The 16,340-nt window shown below is 64.1% G+C and carries 13 protein-coding genes and 1 pseudogene; 2 read left to right on the top strand and 12 right to left on the bottom strand.

Going from position 1 to position 16,340, the window contains the following annotated elements; all coding sequences use genetic code 11:
• Positions 1–319 (bottom strand): annotated as a pseudogene (locus ACFWB0_RS06340) (transposase family protein); the annotation flags it as partial.
• A 465-nt stretch (positions 320–784) separates the two neighbouring features.
• Between ACFWB0_RS06340 and ACFWB0_RS06335 the strand changes: the two are divergent.
• Together ACFWB0_RS06335 and ACFWB0_RS06330 are read left to right on the top strand one after the other, a co-directional pair.
• Positions 785–2,611, top strand: a complete 1,827-nt coding sequence (locus ACFWB0_RS06335) for a TerD family protein (protein ID WP_378489584.1) — start codon at positions 785–787, stop codon at positions 2,609–2,611.
• A 229-nt stretch (positions 2,612–2,840) separates the two neighbouring features.
• Positions 2,841–5,570, top strand: a complete 2,730-nt coding sequence (locus tag ACFWB0_RS06330; RefSeq protein ID WP_378489583.1) for a hypothetical protein — start codon at positions 2,841–2,843, stop codon at positions 5,568–5,570.
• Between the two features lie 388 nt (positions 5,571–5,958).
• Here the strand turns inward: ACFWB0_RS06330 and ACFWB0_RS06325 are convergent, their stop codons facing one another.
• From ACFWB0_RS06325 to ACFWB0_RS06275, 11 genes are all read right to left on the bottom strand, one after another.
• On the bottom strand, positions 5,959–7,530 hold the full coding sequence (locus ACFWB0_RS06325; RefSeq protein ID WP_378489582.1) for an ABC transporter substrate-binding protein: 1,572 nt from the start codon (positions 7,528–7,530) through the stop codon (positions 5,959–5,961).
• Positions 7,531–7,592: 62 nt separating this feature from the next.
• Entirely contained in the window at positions 7,593–9,041 is a 1,449-nt protein-coding gene (locus ACFWB0_RS06320; protein ID WP_378489581.1) for an aldehyde dehydrogenase, read from the bottom strand.
• Between the two features lie 48 nt (positions 9,042–9,089).
• Entirely contained in the window at positions 9,090–9,410 is a 321-nt protein-coding gene (locus ACFWB0_RS06315; RefSeq protein ID WP_378489580.1) for a hypothetical protein, read from the bottom strand.
• A gap of 28 nt (positions 9,411–9,438) precedes the next feature.
• Entirely contained in the window at positions 9,439–10,725 is a 1,287-nt protein-coding gene (locus tag ACFWB0_RS06310; RefSeq protein ID WP_378489591.1) for an amidohydrolase family protein, read from the bottom strand.
• Positions 10,722–11,057, bottom strand: a complete 336-nt coding sequence (locus ACFWB0_RS06305; protein ID WP_378489579.1) for a hypothetical protein — start codon at positions 11,055–11,057, stop codon at positions 10,722–10,724. The genes ACFWB0_RS06310 and ACFWB0_RS06305 overlap by 4 nt, the downstream gene beginning before the upstream one ends.
• Positions 11,054–12,334, bottom strand: coding sequence for an aromatic ring-hydroxylating dioxygenase subunit alpha (locus tag ACFWB0_RS06300; RefSeq protein ID WP_378489578.1), 1,281 nt, complete (start codon positions 12,332–12,334; stop codon positions 11,054–11,056). Before ACFWB0_RS06300 ends, ACFWB0_RS06305 begins: the two co-directional genes overlap by 4 nt.
• Before the next feature lie 61 nt (positions 12,335–12,395).
• A complete protein-coding gene (locus tag ACFWB0_RS06295; RefSeq protein WP_378489577.1) occupies positions 12,396–13,238 on the bottom strand; it encodes a TauD/TfdA dioxygenase family protein in 843 nt (280 codons plus the stop codon).
• Positions 13,239–13,309: 71 nt separating this feature from the next.
• On the bottom strand, positions 13,310–13,648 hold the full coding sequence (locus tag ACFWB0_RS06290; RefSeq protein ID WP_378489576.1) for a hypothetical protein: 339 nt from the start codon (positions 13,646–13,648) through the stop codon (positions 13,310–13,312).
• Positions 13,645–14,919 carry an aromatic ring-hydroxylating dioxygenase subunit alpha gene (locus ACFWB0_RS06285; RefSeq protein ID WP_378489575.1) on the bottom strand — a complete coding sequence of 425 codons (1,275 nt, stop codon included), beginning with the start codon at positions 14,917–14,919 and terminating at the stop codon, positions 13,645–13,647. The genes ACFWB0_RS06290 and ACFWB0_RS06285 overlap by 4 nt, the downstream gene beginning before the upstream one ends.
• Entirely contained in the window at positions 14,916–15,536 is a 621-nt protein-coding gene (locus ACFWB0_RS06280; protein ID WP_378489574.1) for a carboxymuconolactone decarboxylase family protein, read from the bottom strand. The genes ACFWB0_RS06285 and ACFWB0_RS06280 overlap by 4 nt, the downstream gene beginning before the upstream one ends.
• Positions 15,533–16,336, bottom strand: coding sequence for an SDR family NAD(P)-dependent oxidoreductase (locus ACFWB0_RS06275; protein ID WP_378489573.1), 804 nt, complete (start codon positions 16,334–16,336; stop codon positions 15,533–15,535). Before ACFWB0_RS06275 ends, ACFWB0_RS06280 begins: the two co-directional genes overlap by 4 nt.
• Positions 16,337–16,340: the final 4 nt, after the last annotated feature.

The raw sequence follows: 16,340 nt of genomic DNA, 5'->3' as shown, positions 1-16,340 counted from the left end.
GGTGAATGACTTTCTATCACAGGAGGTGTTGTTGCATAGCCATTTCCGTTTGCGCCACAACATCTTCGGTCGATCGGGTCCGATCTTGATGTCGCGGGGCCGGGTGGTCACCCATCCCTTCGACCGTGTCGAGACGGTGGTGCACGCCGGGCACGTACCGACCCACTGTGGGTCGGTTGTCACACCGACGGTGCGGGTGCCGTCGGCGCCGATGGACACGGTCTCGACGACGATGCCGTCGAGACCGAACAGCACTGAACTACTCTGGGTCATGCTCGCGCCTTTGTTGCTGCTGGATGCGTAGGAACACCCAGTTCACAAGGGCGCGAGCCCTCGATCAATCACCGACACGATCCGGATCGGTCACACCAGACCCCCAACAAGTCGGAAGAGCCGGAAAAGCCGGTTCCCGACACGAACTGTCACTGGGAGTTCGTGTACACGGGTATCGGAATCTGTTCCTGCTCCCTCTGCCACGGCGGGGAGTGGCATGTGCGCGACCTTCGCCGTGAACGTCGGCGTGCGGCGCGTGCGATCGGGATGATGAGCCGCCGGTGGAACGCAGGCGATGACGCTGCATTCGACGACGTTGCGGCCCCGCGTCGCAAGCAGGATCGGTAGGTGTAGCCCGAGGCAACGAAAAGCCCTGGATATCGCCGGGTCCGAGCGTGGTGTTACACAATTGATTCGGCTCCGACCTGCGTTGGAACCTGTCGGTGACGTCCGGTAAGAATGTCGGTCATGTCGGTTTTCATCCCGACGTGGAAGACATCAGGAGGTCGACGTGATCGATACGCGCGTACATGCGAACGGGCCCGTGACGCTGCCCCGCGGTCACCGCTGGGTCGTGGTCGACGTCGAGACATCCGGTTTGCGCTCGAACGCGCACCGAGTGCTCAGCGTCGCGGCCTTGGCGCTGCGTGAAGACGGTTCCGTCGAACGCGAGTTCTCCACCCTCGTCAACGCCGACTGCGACCCCGGCCCGGTGCACATCCACAACCTGACGCGCGAGCGGCTCGCCGATGCGCCCCGGTTCACGGACATCGCCGGCGAACTCGCCGACATCCTCGACGGCGGCACCCTCGTCGCACACAACGCGTCGTTCGACTACGGATTCCTCGACGCCGAGTTCCGGCGGGCGGGCAGGTCGATCCCGGCCGGCCAGCGGCTTTGCACCCTGGCGCTGTCGCGGCGCCTGGAACTCGACGTACCCAACTATCAGCTGTCGACGCTCGCCCAGCACTGGCAGGTCCAGCAGTTGCAAGCACACGACGCGTACGACGACGCGCGCGTGCTCTCCGAGGTGTTCGTGCGCAGCGCCACCATGGCCGAGAGCCTGCAGCTGCCCCTGCCCGTGGTGAACTGCCGCAGCAGGAAGTCGGTGTACCCGGATTCGGTGCAGCGGGTGCCGTGCCAGTGGAAGAACCCGGGCCGTCTCACCGAAGCGGGACTCGTGCAGGGCATGAAGGTCGTGATCAGCGGGTCCACCGACACGCCGCGGCTGACGTTGGCGGGGCGCATGACGGAAGCCGGGCTCGACGTCCTCAACAGCGCGAGTCGCCAGACCAGCGTCGTCGTCTGCAACGACGCCGGCGTGCAGACCGCCAAGGTGCGCAAGGCCATGGCCGAGGGCATTCCCGTCATCACCGAACAGCAGCTCGAAGCGCTGCTGGAAGGAGTGGCGCCGGGGGAGCCCAAGGTGGCGACGGTGATCGACATCGTCCCGCAGCAGGAAACGCCGGTGACGACGGCGACGACGCCCGCGCCGGAACCGCAGTCCTGGACGCTCCAGGGCAAGAAGCCCAAGTTGTGGGCGGGGCGTCGCGTCCTCCTGTTGGGTGGTACCCACCTCGAAGCGGTCATGATGCGCTCACGTATCGCGCAGCTCGGTGCCCGGCCGTCCCTCAATTTCACGGCCGCCGTCACCGACGCGCTTCTTCTCGAAGGTGCCGACGCCGACAAGCGGATGTCGCGGGTCAACGATCGCCGGCTGCCGTTGCTCACCTCGGACGACGTGAATGCCGCGATCGAGAACGGCGTCGTCCCGCCGCACATGCGCACCGAATCCCGTCTGACGGCGCCGGTGCTCTCACAAGGCGAAGTGATCGACCTTCCGGCGAAGACCACGCAGTGGTCGGTGAACATCGCATGGAAGGCCGAGGCGGTCGGCGACGAGTTCGACGTCGACGTTGTCACCTTCTTACTCGACAGTAATGAAAGAGTCGACACCGACGACGATTTCGTCTTCTACAACAACCCGATCTATGACGACGGCGTGGTCGAACTGACCATGGACGGCAGCAGTGAGCAGTCCATACGCGTCGACCTGGCATCGATTCCGAATGAGTGTGAGCGGATTGCGATTGCGGCGGCGATCGATGGAGATCGCACGTTCGGCGACCTCGGGGCGGTCTCCATCAGCGTCGACAGCGAAACGGGCACCGCTGCCACCGCGGTCCTCGATGCCGGAACCACCGAGCGCACCATGGTCCTCGCCGAAATCTACCGACGATCCGGGAAGTGGCGGTTGCGGGCGGTGGGTCAGGGATACGACGACGACCTCGCCGCACTCGCGGTGCGGTACGGGGTGGACGTGGAGGATAGCGACTGACCGGTCTCGCTGTGGTGGCAATCGCACTGACATAGGATCAGTGGTCATGGATCCCACCGTAACCGCACCCGAGCAGGTCGCGATCGGGCGCTACTGGAAGCACGCCCTCCCGGCATGGCCCGTGGTGTCTCAGAATCGGTGCAGGTCATGGTGTCACCGTCTGTCGTGATCCACAACCCCTTGCAGCTGTCGCTCGATCGGACTCGGATCGACGAACCGGCGGAGTGACATGACCTCTGTTGCCGACCACCCGAGGTTCGGTCAGCTCACCTACACCTCGTTCGACCGTCCCGGCTCCGCCGGCGGCGGTGGTTGGCAGATCAAACAGACCTCCGGCGACATCGATCCGGACGAAGAGGAAACCCTGCTCGCGGGCATAGTGACGCGGTTCGAATCCGTCCGGCAGGTCCCTCGGATCCCGACCACCGAGGAAGTGGAGAACCGGCCCCGCCGATTGATGTACACACCGGGCACCGGAAACACTGGTCTGTACTGGCACACCGTTCCGGCCGGGGCCGAACCGTCCGGACGGCTCGGAAATGTCTTTGCTCACGCATTTCTCGATCGTCGAACCGATGCGGCAGGCACCTTGCGGCCGATCGAACGATGGCGCTCGGCCGAGTGGCTCACGCCGTACGGGCCCACCCAGGTTGCCGGCGCAATCCTTTCGTCCCCGGAACCAAGGCCGAGCGATGACGCTTCGCGCGCATCCACCCTGGACTTTCTCCTCGAACCCGGCACATCGCGGATCGGTATCTTCAGTGTCCTCCTCGACGCGGTTGCTCAGGCATTCCGTGGTGGTTCCCCCGTGGTGCTCGGCTGCACGGATACCGATAGCGCCGCCGGGTGGATCGCTGCCGTCTCACACTTCATGTCGCCGGGAACGAGCCGATGCTTCGGATGGTCCACCTTCGACCGATTGCACACGGTCGACGACACCGTCGCGCGCGGCGCGCACCTCGTCGCGGTCCCCCTCGAAGATCTCCCTGGTGACACCCCCGGATGCGTCGTGTTCGGCGAGAACGAAACACCGGCCCTCGGCGTGCTCGACGGAGAACCACACTGCGTCGACAACGGCGACATGGTGCCGGTGACCCCGTGGTCGGGGCTGGCGCAGATCGTCCTGGTCGACGAATCGATTGCCGCCCGCACCCTTGCCCATCAGGACGAGATCGCGACGAAAGTGGGAGACGACGACCTGTCGCCGATGTGGCCGCTGGCGATGGCGGTGGTAGCGGACAGCGACCTGCACGACTCGTTGGGCGAAGCGACGACGGTCCTGCTGGAACAGAGCCCTGACACGGCGATGGAGTCGGAGTTCGTGTCGCTGATCGTCGACGTGGTGGACAGCAGTTTCGGCGACACCGCGGGGCAGGCTGCCCGAGTATTCGGCGGGTGGCACGCCGACGACCGGCTGGCTCCGGTGGTGCGTACCCTCGCCGGACGCGTTTTCGCCTACCGCGTGTTCCACGATCGTGCATGGTTCAGCAACGCCGACCCTTCGCATCGCGCCCTACTCGAGTACTGCGATCGGACTCCCGAGCTCGTGACGGAGGCCGACCGCTTTCTCGGTGCACTGCGAAACCGTCTGTACTTCGCACATGAGATCGAAGACCTGGCGGTCGCGGCACTCCAGGCGCTCGATGCGATCATCCGAGCCGATCTCATGAGCGATCGCGGCAATGAGCTGACCCTCGACATCCTCGAGCTCGTGGTGGTGCCCGTACTGTGCGACGAAACCCAGGGTCCGCAACTCGTAGCGGAGGTCGGCCCCGTCGGCCGATCCACGTGCATCGACTATCTGCAGCCTGCCGTCATCACGCACTTCGACTTCATCGGCAGGCCGCTCGGGTCTCGACTCGAACCGTCCGTGTTGGCGTTCGTTGCGAGCAGCGTGACCACGACACCCACGTTCGACGACTTCGCGGCGGATCCGAGCCTGGTGAGTACCACTCAGAGCGTCATCATCGCCGAAGGGGTCTTCGCCCTCTCAGAACGGGGGGTGGGGGCGCGGGTGCGAAGCGAACTGGCGGTTGTCGCGCTATGGCGCGCGTTCTACGAACTCAACGAAGGTTCGGGGGCGATCCCGGGGCTCGACAACGTCGTCGCCGCTCAGCAGTGGACCGCTGCCGAATGGCGCCAGATGGTCCAGACCTATCCGAGTGTGGTCGCCCCGCGCTTCCTTCAGGACGCCGTGGTGTGTGAACCGTGGAGCACAGACGTCGAATTGCTTGCCCGGCACATCCTGAACCTGCTGGACCATGCGGGTTCCGCGCCATGGCAAGAAGATCCGCATCATGACGCGCTTGCCGGGGCGTGGGCATTGATCCGTTTGAGGAACAGCTGGGACGGGATATCAGAACAGGAACTGGACCGCGACCTCGGTCGGTACGGTCTGCCGACGATCACCGACTATGCCCGGCACTACGAAGCCGACCTACCGGATGACGTGCTCGCCGGGTTGGCGGTATTCATCATCGCTGCGAAGGCCCGCTCTGCGGTGCTTCCAGTGCTCCCTCCGAGACACGTTGCTGCACTTGCCGATGCGATCGAGCTCAACGACCGGTTCGTCGTCGACTCGATCGTCGAGCTCGCGCAAGCCGGCGCCTTGGACGAGAATTGGCTGATCGCCTACGCGGTATTGAGTTCGCCCGGCTCACCTGATGTGGTGCTGGTGTCCGAAACAGTCGGTGTACTGGCACATTTCATTGTGGGGTCCGACTCCGAACGGCGCGGGATTCTCGACGAGGTTGCTGCGGAGATCCTGCCGGAGCCATGGAACCTCGGACCACGAGACCGTCGCGGGGTTCAGGCGGCAGTGAGTGCCGAACTGATGGAGTTCCGCGACCGCACCGTCGACATGGCCCGCGAAGCGTATGCCGCGTTCGTCGAGGGGTGGTACGAGCAGCGGGTGGCCGACGCGCAGCGTGCAATATCCAGACTGCGGGGGCCGTTCTGACATCCTTTCCTGCCATGCGTCGGTGAGATGCTTCCAATGTGCACGCGCCCGCCATCGCGCACTTGGTTTGCGGCAGCCGTGCGGGCGGTGCTCATCGAGGACAACAGCAACCACCTATGGCATGACTTCGGGAAGCTCCGGGACCGACCCCTCTGGTCGGTTGACGAGGGCGGCATGATCGAGGAAAACTTCTGGAGTGTCGAGGGATCCGGCTGATTCAATGGCGGCCTGGAGCGCATACAACTTGAACGCGCGTGCCGCCCGGCTCACGTGATACTGCTCGACCGGGCCACACGTTCCGCCGAGGATACGAACAGGACAACTGTTCCAAGGGTCCGAGACGACGACGGTGAGATCCCAGCCGGCCATCGTTCGGTACCCATCGGCCCTACCCGGCGATCCAGAGTTCTTCGGGCATGATCGAACCGAGCGTGTACACATCCACGCCGTGTACGGTCTCGTCCCACACCACAGACGGTGTCGCTCGTGCGTACCAGATTCCCGGGTTGAGGGCGAGCAACCGTTCCTGCACATTCGCGTACGCCGCCTTGCGGTCTTCGACGGAGGTGGCAATACGACCGGCGTCCAGGGCAGCATCGAGTTCAGGGTCGTTGACGCCGGCAACATTGCCGACCTCTGACGCGGAATGAAACGAGGTCCACAACGCGAAATCGGGGTCTTGGGCGACCGCGGACGTTACGGCCATGCCGAAGTCTCGGGTGGTGACCCGCTGCGCAGCTTGGACGAACTCCAGTGCATCCACTTTCACGTCGACATTGTCGAACGCGCTGAGCTGTGCCTGAATAGCTTCGGCGACGCCTTTGAGCTCGACTGTCGAGTAGGCGAGGATTGTGAACTCCACCGGTTTACCTTCTGCTGCAAGTTCATCGAACAGTTGCTGAGCAGTCTCCGGGTCGGGTTCCGGGAATGGGAGGTCCTCGTAGTACGGAGATTCCTCGGGGTACAGGGTCACAGGAACCAGGCCTTCGCCCTTGTAGACAGCGTTGTTGACCGCTTCGGCATCCACGGCAAGCGCCACTGCGCGACGAGCACGCTCGTCATCGAAAGGCGCTTGGCGGAAGTTCATCCCCATGAACAGTCCACCACCGGTGGGCACGATCTCGGTCGATAGCCCAGCTTCGTCCGCCTTCAGGATGTTGCCTCGATTGGTCTCCGACGAGAGATCGGCGCCTCCGGCCAGCATTGTGTTTGCGCGCTGATTGACGTCGGCGACCGTGCGCACCTCAATCGCATCCAGATACGGTTTCGGCGCGTCGTAGTAGTCGGGGTTCTTCTCGAGCTTGATCACATCACCGCGTCTCCACTCGGTGAACGTGAACGGTCCTGCCCCAACTGGATCGACGTCGAATGCCTCACGTCCCTTCTCCAGCGCAGTAGGCGAGGCGATCCAGTTCATGCTGCTTGCCATCGCTGCTTCGGGATAGTGAGGATTCGGCGCCACCATGGTGATCTCGAGGGTTGTGGGGCTCACTACCTCGCTCGTCGCAATCTGCGAGGCCTGCCGGATGGCCTCGGAGCCGACGGCCGGGTCGAGCAACCTGTCCCAGTTGTATTTCACTGCTGCGGCGTCCAGCGGGGTGCCGTCTGTGAAGGTGAGACCGGGACGGAGTTCCAGGGTGAACGTCGCACCGCCGTCCGCGGTCGAGAAATCAGCGGCCAGATCGAATGTCGTTTCCAGGGTTTCGGTGTCGTTGGTGATCAACGCCCCGTACAGCGCGTTGCCGACGAGACTCTGATGCACCCAGGTGTTGTTCAGCTTCGCAGGATCGAGAGACCGGGGTTCGGTGAGTTGGATTGCCTCGAGGGTGCCTCCCGCGACCGGCTCACCGGACACGTGTGTCGCGTTGTCGGGATCCGATGCGCCGCACGCCGCGGTGAACAGTACGACGCTGCAGGCAGCGGCAAGCGCTGCAAGATGGGGGCGTAGTTTTCGGGACATTCGTTGCCTCTCATATCGAATGCGGCACGTGCGGGCCGACGATGCGTTCGGGTCGTGGAGAGTCAGTGCGCGACGACGGAGAGCGACTGGGTTTCGAGGTACTCATCGAGACCTTCGGGCCCGAATTCGCGTCCGTGGCCACTCATTTTCACGCCCCCGAAGGGCGCGGCGGGATCCATACTGTAGGCCTCGTTCACACCGAAGGTGCCGGTACGTACGCTCCGCGCGACACCGATGCCCCGGTCGAGATCGGGTGTCCACACCGACCCGGACAACCCGTACTCGCTGTCGTCGGCTATGCGAACGGCATCGGTGTCGTCGGTGTAGGGGATGACGGTCAGCACGGGTCCGAAGATCTCTTCCCGCGCTATTCGCATCGAGTTGTCGACATCGGCGAACAGTGTCGGCCGGATGTACCAACCGCGGTCCATACCTGTCGGCATGCTGCTGCCGCCTACCACCCGCCGCGCGCCCTCCTTGTCGCCCAACTCGATGTAGTTGCGGATCCGGTGTTGTTGTCGGCGGCTCACCATCGGGCCGACTTGTGTGGCGGGGGCGAAGGGGTCGCCTACGTGCAGCGCTTGCAGCATCGTCGCGAGTGCGTCGACGTGGTCGTCGTACCGGGATTCCGGTACCAGGACGCGTGTTTGCGCGACGCATGCCTGGCCGCCGTTCATCAGACCGGCCACTGTGATGCCGGCGGCAACCCGTTCGGGATCGGCATCGTCGAGGACGATCGCGGCCGACTTACCACCCAGTTCCAGACTCACCCGTTTGAGACCGGCCGCACACGCTGTGGCCACCTGTTTGCCGGACTCCGTCGACCCGGTGAACGACACTGTGTCGATACCCGGATGGGCGACGAGGTACTCGCCGATCTCCCGTCCGCCGGGAAGGACGCTGACAACACCGCTGGGCACGCCGGCGTGCTCGAGAAGCTCGGCGAGGAAATACGCATTCAACGGGGTTTCCGGCGACGGTTTGAGCACGACGGAGCAGCCGGCCAGCAACGGCGGGATCAGTTTGATCACCGTGAGGAACATCGGCATGTTCCACGGGATGATCCCGGCTGCCACACCGACCGGGCGCTTGCGGACCACGACATCGTTCCCGAGGAATCCTCGTCGAGCTTCTTCCCACGGGTGTTTCTCGGCGAGGTCGGCGAAGCTGGACATCAACACGCCGGGAAGTCGCGCATGCGCCGACGCCGAGAATGTGATCGGCGCACCCATCTCGGAAGTGACGAGTTCCGCGAGCTCGTCGCGACGCGGTTCGTACAGCCCGAGTAGCTTCCGGACGACGCCAACCCGTTCCTCGGGGCTGGTGTGCGGCCACGGCCCTTCGTCGAATGCGTGGCGAGCGGCGCTCACGGCCCGGTCGATGTCGGCTGTCGCGGGGGCCGCCACGCGTGCGATGGTCTCTTCGCTGTGTGGTGAGACGACGTCGATCACGTCGGTGCTACTGGGGACGACCCAGTCGCCGCCGATGTAGAGGCGGGTGTGCTCGTGCATGTGATCTCCTGCGTCGGCGGGTGCGGCCGCCGTTGGTCGCATTGCCGGTCAGGGGACGTACGAGACGATCTCGCGGTAGTAGAGAGTGGTCGGTGGAGGGGACAATTGAACACCGACCGGAGGAGACATCTCTCCAGATCGGAGGCTTTCCGTCAGCCTGCTCCGTACGGCATCGAGATCGTGTGCGTCGAGCTCGTAGATGGCGATGTACGGGCCGGTGTTGTCAAGGGGTGCGTATCGGCGCGCCGCCACAACACCGTCGATAGCGGAAATTTCGCTGAGGTGACGCTCGTTGTACCACTCGTGGTACGCGGCCTCGTCCTCTGGCGACTTCGGTCGTGATTCGACGTACATGATTCCCTTGGGCATGTGCCACCTCCTCGTAACGGGTGAATGTTCAGCGCTGCGTGACAGGTTCGAGGTTGACGAGTTCGGCAACCCGAGTGTTCTTGTGGACGTGCCCGTCCTTCATCACGAACTGCACGTCCTGTAGCGCCGTGATGTCTTCGGTGGGATCACCCGGCACGGCGATGATGTCTGCGAGCAGGCCGGCCTCGAGGCGTCCGCGGTCTTCGACGCCGATGAGGTCCGCGCTGGTGAGCGTCGCGGCCCGGATCGCCTGGAGCGGGGTCATGCCGCGATCGACCAAAGCCCACAATTCCATGGCGTTCTGGCCATGCGGGATCGCGGGCGCATCCGTCCCACACGCGATCCTGACACCGGCGTGGATGGCCTTGGTGAGAGTGCGACGCGCTTGCGGGAATACCTCGGCAGCCTTCTTCTGCAGCGCGGGCGCTGCTTTCGACACGTCGAGCCCCTCGGACAGATAGCTCGTGGGGACGAGAAATGTACCGTGCTCGACCATCATGGCGATGGTGTCGTCGGATGCGAGGGAACCGTGCTCGATGCAGTCGACTCCCGCGCGGATGCACGCCCGGATTCCGGCATCACCGTGGGCATGCGCGGCGACCTTCACACCCGCCCGATGTGCCTCGTCGACGATCGCCTCGAGTTCTTCGTCGGAATACTGCTGTGCACCCGCGGCCGTGCTGTGGGACATCACGCCGCCCGACGCCGAGATCTTGATGACTTCGGCACCGTACTGGATCTGGTAACGCACGGCCCGGCGGACTTCGGGGACTCCGTTCGCCATGCCCTCGTCGGGCGAGAGCGGCATGATGTGTGGTGCGAGGCGCTGGAACATCCGCGGATCGAGATGCCCACCCGTGGGGGTGATGGCGTGGCCTGCACCCACGATGCGCGGCCCCTGCACCCAGCCTTGCTCGACGGCTCTGCCCAGGTCGACGTCCAGGAGATACCCGCCGGTCTTGACCATGAGTCCGAGGTTGCGGACCGTCGTGAAGCCGGCCGCGAGCGTGGTTCGGGCGTTCTCGGTGGCGCGTAGCGTGCGGTAGACGGGATCGTCCTGGACGCCGTGCATCGGATTGGGCAGCCCGGTGGGGGTGTCGGGCCCGCCGATGAGCAGGTTCACCTCCATGTCCATGAGCCCCGGAAGCAGGGTGACGTCGCCGAGGTCGACTACGGTGCCGGCAGCAGGTTCTTCGGTCGGGTTCACTGCGGCGATGAGGTTGCCTTCGACCACCACCGTGGCCCCGTGGTGCATTACCCCGGTGGTGACATCGAGCAGACGGGCGGCGCGGACGATCGTCGGCAGGCCGGTCATGGCGTCGGCTCGATCACGCATTCGAGCATGGCCGCGCCGGAATCGGGCACCCGGGGCTGGCTCCACACCTCCACCGGGAACGACACCATGATCATCGAATACAGCAGGTAGATGAGGTTCTGCACGTCGGAGGGTAGGTCGTCGAGCGAGAACTTGTCGCAGTACGCGATCGCGGCCTCTGCGCGCGGCGAGATCGCGTCGTAGAACGCCTGCATCTCCTCCATGGAGCCGGCGAGCCGTGCGGCATATCGTTCCGGCTCGGAGCCGAGGCACCATGTGCTCGCGTACGGCTCGAGATCGTGGAACTCGTCGGGCAGCATGGCAGTGGTCATCGGGTGAGCTCCTCTGCTTTGTCGTTCCGGTAGTCGTCCACCCACTGCGCTGCCACATGGTGTAGGTGGCGCAGCAGGATCTCCTGGTCGTTGAGGGGAAACGCGGAGACGACGCCGGATTCGAGCATCGACTGTGTCGCCTCGAGGGTGTTGCTGTCTTGGAGTGCATATTCCTTGAACGTCACTGCGGCCATCTCGTGGGCTACCCGCTCCCTCGCTGTCCGGGCGGGAACGAAGTACGCGTTGCCTTCGAAGATGTGGGTGTTGTGGGACGTCGGCCAGTACTGGTAGGTGACGTACCAGCCACTCGACCACACCAGGATGGTGAAGTTGGGCCACAACTGGAAGGAGTCGAGGCCCCACGGGTCGCACTTGGCGGGGTTGAGTCCCGGCGGCATTTCGGCGACACCCAGGTCCGGAACGTCCCACGGACCGAACAGTCCACTGCGCGTGATGTCTTCCATCGGTTTGCGCATGTCCGAATCGAGCTCCCACGTCACCACACCCGAGGTGCTCACGAGGCGATGTGGTCCGTCCAATTGGTAGTGGGGTGCTTCGAATCCCGCCTGGGCGGCCGCGGCCGAGAACTTGGCGGGAGACTGCCTGCCGTGCAGGATCGGCGCGTGATAGAACTCTTGGAAGGCGTCCATGTAGAGTTTCCAATTCGCCTTGATTTCAGCACGATACGAGAATCGTTCGGTGAGGTTGCCGAACGGGTAGCCATCAAGTGCGGTCACCATCGGACCGAGGAAATCGGTCAGTGATTGCTCCGGTTGCTTCGCGAGGTTGACGAAGATGAAGCCGGCCCACACGTCGCAGTGCACGGAAACCAGGCCGTAGGCGTCCTTGTCGAGGTCGAAGAACTCCTCCTCCTGTTGCACGAAGGACAGCGCGCCGTCCAGGCCGTAACGCCATCCGTGGTATTTGCAGGTGAACTGGCGGCACGTCCCTGAGGTTTCCTCGTTGGGGAAGTCGTTCCACACCAGCTTGTTTCCTCTGTGCCGGCAGATGTTGTGGAAGGCGCGTACCTCCCCGTCGGAGCCACGCACGATGATGATGGAGGTCTTGGCGGCGTTGATCTCCTTCGTGAAGTAGCTACCTGTGCGGGGGACCTGCTCGATGCGGCCCACGTTCAGCCACGCGCGCTTGAAGATCGCTTCGCGTTCGAGCTCGTAGAATTCGGGACTGGTGGAGTCGTCGTACGACATCGGTGCAGTGCCGAGCTGCGAATAGTGCTCGGTCCAGCTTCCTTCGGCGGGCTTCGGCCAGCGGGACATGCGGTACTCCTCTGGTGGGCGGTGGGCTGTCGAATCGAGGTGCACTAACGAATTGGGAGGGTCATTGGATCGGTTCGTCTCCGAGCACGGTGGTCCTGAGCATTTCGCGCTCGGAGTCGGGTTCGTAGGGGGCAGCCCGGTGGATTACACCGCGGTTGTCCCAGATGACGGTGTCGCCGACAGACCAGGTGTGCCGATACACCCGGTCGGGGAGGGTGCAGCGTCGGAGGAGGTCGTCGAGCAGTGCGCGACTCTCGTCGATGTCTTGTCCGACGACGTGGTCTGTGGAGGCACCGAGGACCAGTGAGCGGCGGCCCGTTCGGTGGGTCCACACCAGGGGATGCACCTTGGGTGGCCGCGCGCGCCACACCGCCAGCTGCTCGGGTGTCGGGTCGGGGGTGACCAGTCGTTGTGAGGCCTCGAGCGAATGGATGACGCGCAGGCCGAGCAGGTCCGTCTTCTCGTCGTCGCCGAGGGCATCGTATGCGTCGTAGGTGCTGGCGAACTCCGTCTCTCCGCCGCGCGCGGCGACGGCATGGGCACTGAGGATGGTTGCGTGTTGAGGGTGGATATCGCCGTCTGCTGTGCAGCCGTCGATGTGCCAGTCGAAGGTTGCGCGCAGATAACTCGCCGAGGTGTTCTTTGCGGTATCGAGGCTGACCCGGTAGATGCCTTCGACGGCATGGTGTCCTGGGGACGTGTCGATGTCGCCGAGTGTGCGGGCGAACGCGACCTGGGTCTGCGCGTCCAGATGTAGGTCACGGAAGACCAGGACGCCGTGTTCCTCGAGGAGCTCGAGGATGTGGTCGGGGAGCGTCTCGTCGTCGAGGAGCGTGTCTCGGTCGACGCCGATGATTTCTGCACCGACTCGTTTGCTGAGACGTCGGATGGTGAGTGTGTTCATGAATACCCGCTTTCGCGAAGCTCGTCATGTGCGCGTGTCGGTGTCGCGCGGTGGCAGTTGTTTCCGGAAGGTCATGGGAACGGTTCCTTCACCCGGTCGATGCGGGCGGCAGCACTGTCCACGACCTTGGGCTGATGGAAGATCTCGACCGACATCGACACGGTGACCAACGAGTACACGAGGTGCAGGAGGTTCACCGCGTCGTCGGGCATGTCGTCGAGTGGGAACTTGTCGCAGTAGGCGACGGCCTCTTCGAGTTGCGGGAAGAATGCGTTGTAGAAGGGCAGCATCTCGCTCATCGAACTGCTCATCCGCTGGGCATACCGTTCGCGTTCGGTTGCGAGGCACCAGGTCTGGGCGTAGTTCTCGAACTCCGCGAACTCGGGGGGAAGCAACCTGGGTGCGGTCATGCCGGGACCTCCGTATTCGCTTGCTGATATGCGCGCACCCAGTCGCCGACGACCTTGTGGAAATGCCGGACGAGGATTTCCTGATCGTTGACGACGAATTCGTGGACACCGGCCGAGTAGTACGCAGCTTCGAGCGCGGTCTGGGTGCCGTCGAGCATGCCGGCGTCCTGCAGCGCGAACTCCTTGAAGACCACCGACGCGACCTCGTGTTCGACGCGCTCGCGGGCCGAGGTGGCGGGTTGGAAGCAGAGCACGCCTTCGAATCGGTGGGTGTTGTGGGACGTCGGCCAGTACTGGTAGAGCAGGTACCAGCCTCGGTAGATGAGGATCTCCACGTTCGGGAAGATCTGGAAGTTGTCGATTCCCCACGGGTCGATCCCGCCCGGATTGAGCCCCGGTGGTGTGTGGCCGAGATCGGGGGATTCCCAGGGGCCGACCAGGCCGCTGCGGGTGACGCGTTCGATGGGATACATGAACTCGGGCGGCAGTGTCCAGCGTCGGGGTCCTCCGGTGCTGGTCATCCGATGCGGGCCGTCGAGCTGGAAGTGCGCGCACTCGAAGCCCTTCTTCGGGTTCCTCACCGCGGTCGGCACCTGCTGGGAATGGAGGCCGGGCACGTGGTAGTACTCCTGGAAGGCATCGGCGAAGAGCTTCCAGTTGCTGCCGTTGCGCGCGGTGAACTCGTACCGCTCGGTGATTTTTTCGAAGGGGTAGCCGTCGAGGGCTGTGATCATCGGGCCGAGGAACTCGGTCAACGACTGCTCGGGTTGTTCGGCCAGGTTGATGAAGATGAATCCGGCCCACACGTCGCAGTGCACGGGAACCAGGCCGTAGGCGTCCTTGTCGAGGTCGAAGAACTCGTCTTCTTGCTGTACGAATGCCAGCGAGCCGTCGAGGCCGTAGCGCCAACCGTGGTACTTGCAGGTGAACTGACGGCAGGTGCCGTCTACCTCGTCGTTCGGGAAGTCGTTCCATACCAGCTTGTTTCCCCGGTGACGGCATACATTGTGGAATGCACGGACGACTCCTCCACCGTCCCGGACGACGAGGATGGATGTGCCGGCAACCTCGATTTCTCTGGTGAAGTAGCTTCCGGTGCGAGGAATCTGCTCGACGCGGCCCAGGTGGAGCCAGGCGCGTTTGAATATCGCTTCCCGTTCGAGTTCATAGAACTCGGGCGACACCGAGTCCTCGAACGAGATGGGGCCGGTGCCCAGATCCGGATAGTGCTGCGTCCACGTACCTTCGGGTGGTCTCGGCCACTGGGTCATGACTGGTCCTCCAATTCCGGAAGTTCGGGTATCGCGGTGAGATCGATGCTCGGATCGAGTGGGAGCGCCACGCTGTTGAAGACCATGGCGAGGCACACATACGTGCCGGCGACGAACAGTGCTTCGAGAAGTTGCCTGGGCTCGAGCGAGTCTTCGAGCAGCGCCCAGGTGCTGTCATCGACCTGATGGTGGTCGATGAGCTGATCGATAGCGGCGAGCAGCGACGATTCCAGTGGGGTCCAGACTCCGGCGTCTGCGCCGAGTCCGATTCGGGTGATCTCGTCGTCGGTGATGCCGTGTGCTCGTGCCGCCACGACATGCTGGGCCCACTCGTAGGCCGCGCGAGTCCGCCAGGAAATGCGCAGGATCATGAGTTCGCGAAGCCGCGGATCGAGAGTGGGATTGTCGAGGAGCACCCCGTTGTAGGCCAGCCAGGCGCCGCCCAGTTCGGGGTGATGGCCCAGGAGCCCCAGAACATTGGGAAGCGGAGAGCACTCGGGTGTGTCGGACAGGTAGCGGTCCGCGGCCTTCACATGTCCGCACAAGATCTCACGGGATCCGGGGGCCCAGTGAGCCAGCGGGAGCGGCGCCAAGCGCCCGGTGGGTGTTGCCCTCATATGACGGTTCCGCCGTTCACGCCGAGGACCTGGCCGGTGATGAACCCGGCGGCGTCGCTGCACAGGAAACAGCATGCTGCGGCGATGTCCTCGCCGGTTCCCATCCGGCCGACCGGCACCGACTTGGCGAGCGTGTCGTTGTCGGCGTAATGCCCGGAGGCTTGAGAACTGCGCGACATGGGTGTGTCGATCGCCGACGGCGGAATGTTGTTGACGGTGATCCCGAACGGCGCGTACTCGCGTGCCAGCCCTTTCGTCATCGCGATGACGCCGCCCTTGGAAGCGGTGTAGTGAATCATCCGTGGGGATCCGCGTTGCGCGCTCGACGACGAGATTGTGACGATGCGACCCCAATGCTGCTCGACCATGTCAGGGACCGCCGCCTGAACACAATTGAATGTCCCTGTCAGATTCACTGCGAGGACCTTGTTCCACGAGTCTTCGGAGATGTCGGTGAAGGTGTCGAATGCGACGACCCCCGCGCTGGTCACCAGGATGTCGATCGACCCGAATGCGGCACGGACCTTGCCCAGGGCGTCATCCACCACCGGCCGGTCGGCGACGTCGACGTCGTATCCGCTCGCGGTAGCACCGTCGGCGGCCAACTCGTCGGCGACGCGGTGTGCGGCCTCGCCGTCGAGGTCGAGGACGGCGACCTTGTGTCCCGTGGCGGCGAACTGTCGGCAGATGGACAGACCCATTCCGGATGCGCCGCCGGTGACCACCGCGACGCGTCCGCGTGTATACGGTGAACGTGTGCTCGTTGGCGCGGTGTCGCCGAGTATGTGCGGGCTGGTCATGCCT

It is taken from the genome of Rhodococcus sp. NPDC060086, assembly GCF_042730275.1.
In the GTDB taxonomy this organism is placed as follows: domain Bacteria; phylum Actinomycetota; class Actinomycetes; order Mycobacteriales; family Mycobacteriaceae; genus Rhodococcus.
The sequence above is the reverse complement of the archived record's forward strand: the minus strand, read 5'-3'. Positions and strand labels throughout refer to the sequence as shown.

What these genes read in the sequence shown, in the direction of transcription:
- ACFWB0_RS06330 (WP_378489583.1), top strand. Translation starts at nt 2,841, where the DNA reads ATGACCTCTGTTGCCGACCACCCGAGGTTCGGTCAGCTCACCTACACC.
- ACFWB0_RS06325 (WP_378489582.1), bottom strand. Translation starts at nt 7,530, where the DNA reads ATGTCCCGAAAACTACGCCCCCATCTTGCAGCGCTTGCCGCTGCCTGC.
- ACFWB0_RS06320 (WP_378489581.1), bottom strand. Translation starts at nt 9,041, where the DNA reads ATGCACGAGCACACCCGCCTCTACATCGGCGGCGACTGGGTCGTCCCC.
- ACFWB0_RS06315 (WP_378489580.1), bottom strand. Translation starts at nt 9,410, where the DNA reads ATGCCCAAGGGAATCATGTACGTCGAATCACGACCGAAGTCGCCAGAG.
- ACFWB0_RS06310 (WP_378489591.1), bottom strand. Translation starts at nt 10,725, where the DNA reads ATGACCGGCCTGCCGACGATCGTCCGCGCCGCCCGTCTGCTCGATGTC.
- ACFWB0_RS06305 (WP_378489579.1), bottom strand. Translation starts at nt 11,057, where the DNA reads ATGACCACTGCCATGCTGCCCGACGAGTTCCACGATCTCGAGCCGTAC.
- ACFWB0_RS06300 (WP_378489578.1), bottom strand. Translation starts at nt 12,334, where the DNA reads ATGTCCCGCTGGCCGAAGCCCGCCGAAGGAAGCTGGACCGAGCACTAT.
- ACFWB0_RS06295 (WP_378489577.1), bottom strand. Translation starts at nt 13,238, where the DNA reads ATGAACACACTCACCATCCGACGTCTCAGCAAACGAGTCGGTGCAGAA.
- ACFWB0_RS06290 (WP_378489576.1), bottom strand. Translation starts at nt 13,648, where the DNA reads ATGACCGCACCCAGGTTGCTTCCCCCCGAGTTCGCGGAGTTCGAGAAC.
- ACFWB0_RS06285 (WP_378489575.1), bottom strand. Translation starts at nt 14,919, where the DNA reads ATGACCCAGTGGCCGAGACCACCCGAAGGTACGTGGACGCAGCACTAT.
- ACFWB0_RS06280 (WP_378489574.1), bottom strand. Translation starts at nt 15,536, where the DNA reads ATGAGGGCAACACCCACCGGGCGCTTGGCGCCGCTCCCGCTGGCTCAC.
- ACFWB0_RS06275 (WP_378489573.1), bottom strand. Translation starts at nt 16,336, where the DNA reads ATGACCAGCCCGCACATACTCGGCGACACCGCGCCAACGAGCACACGT.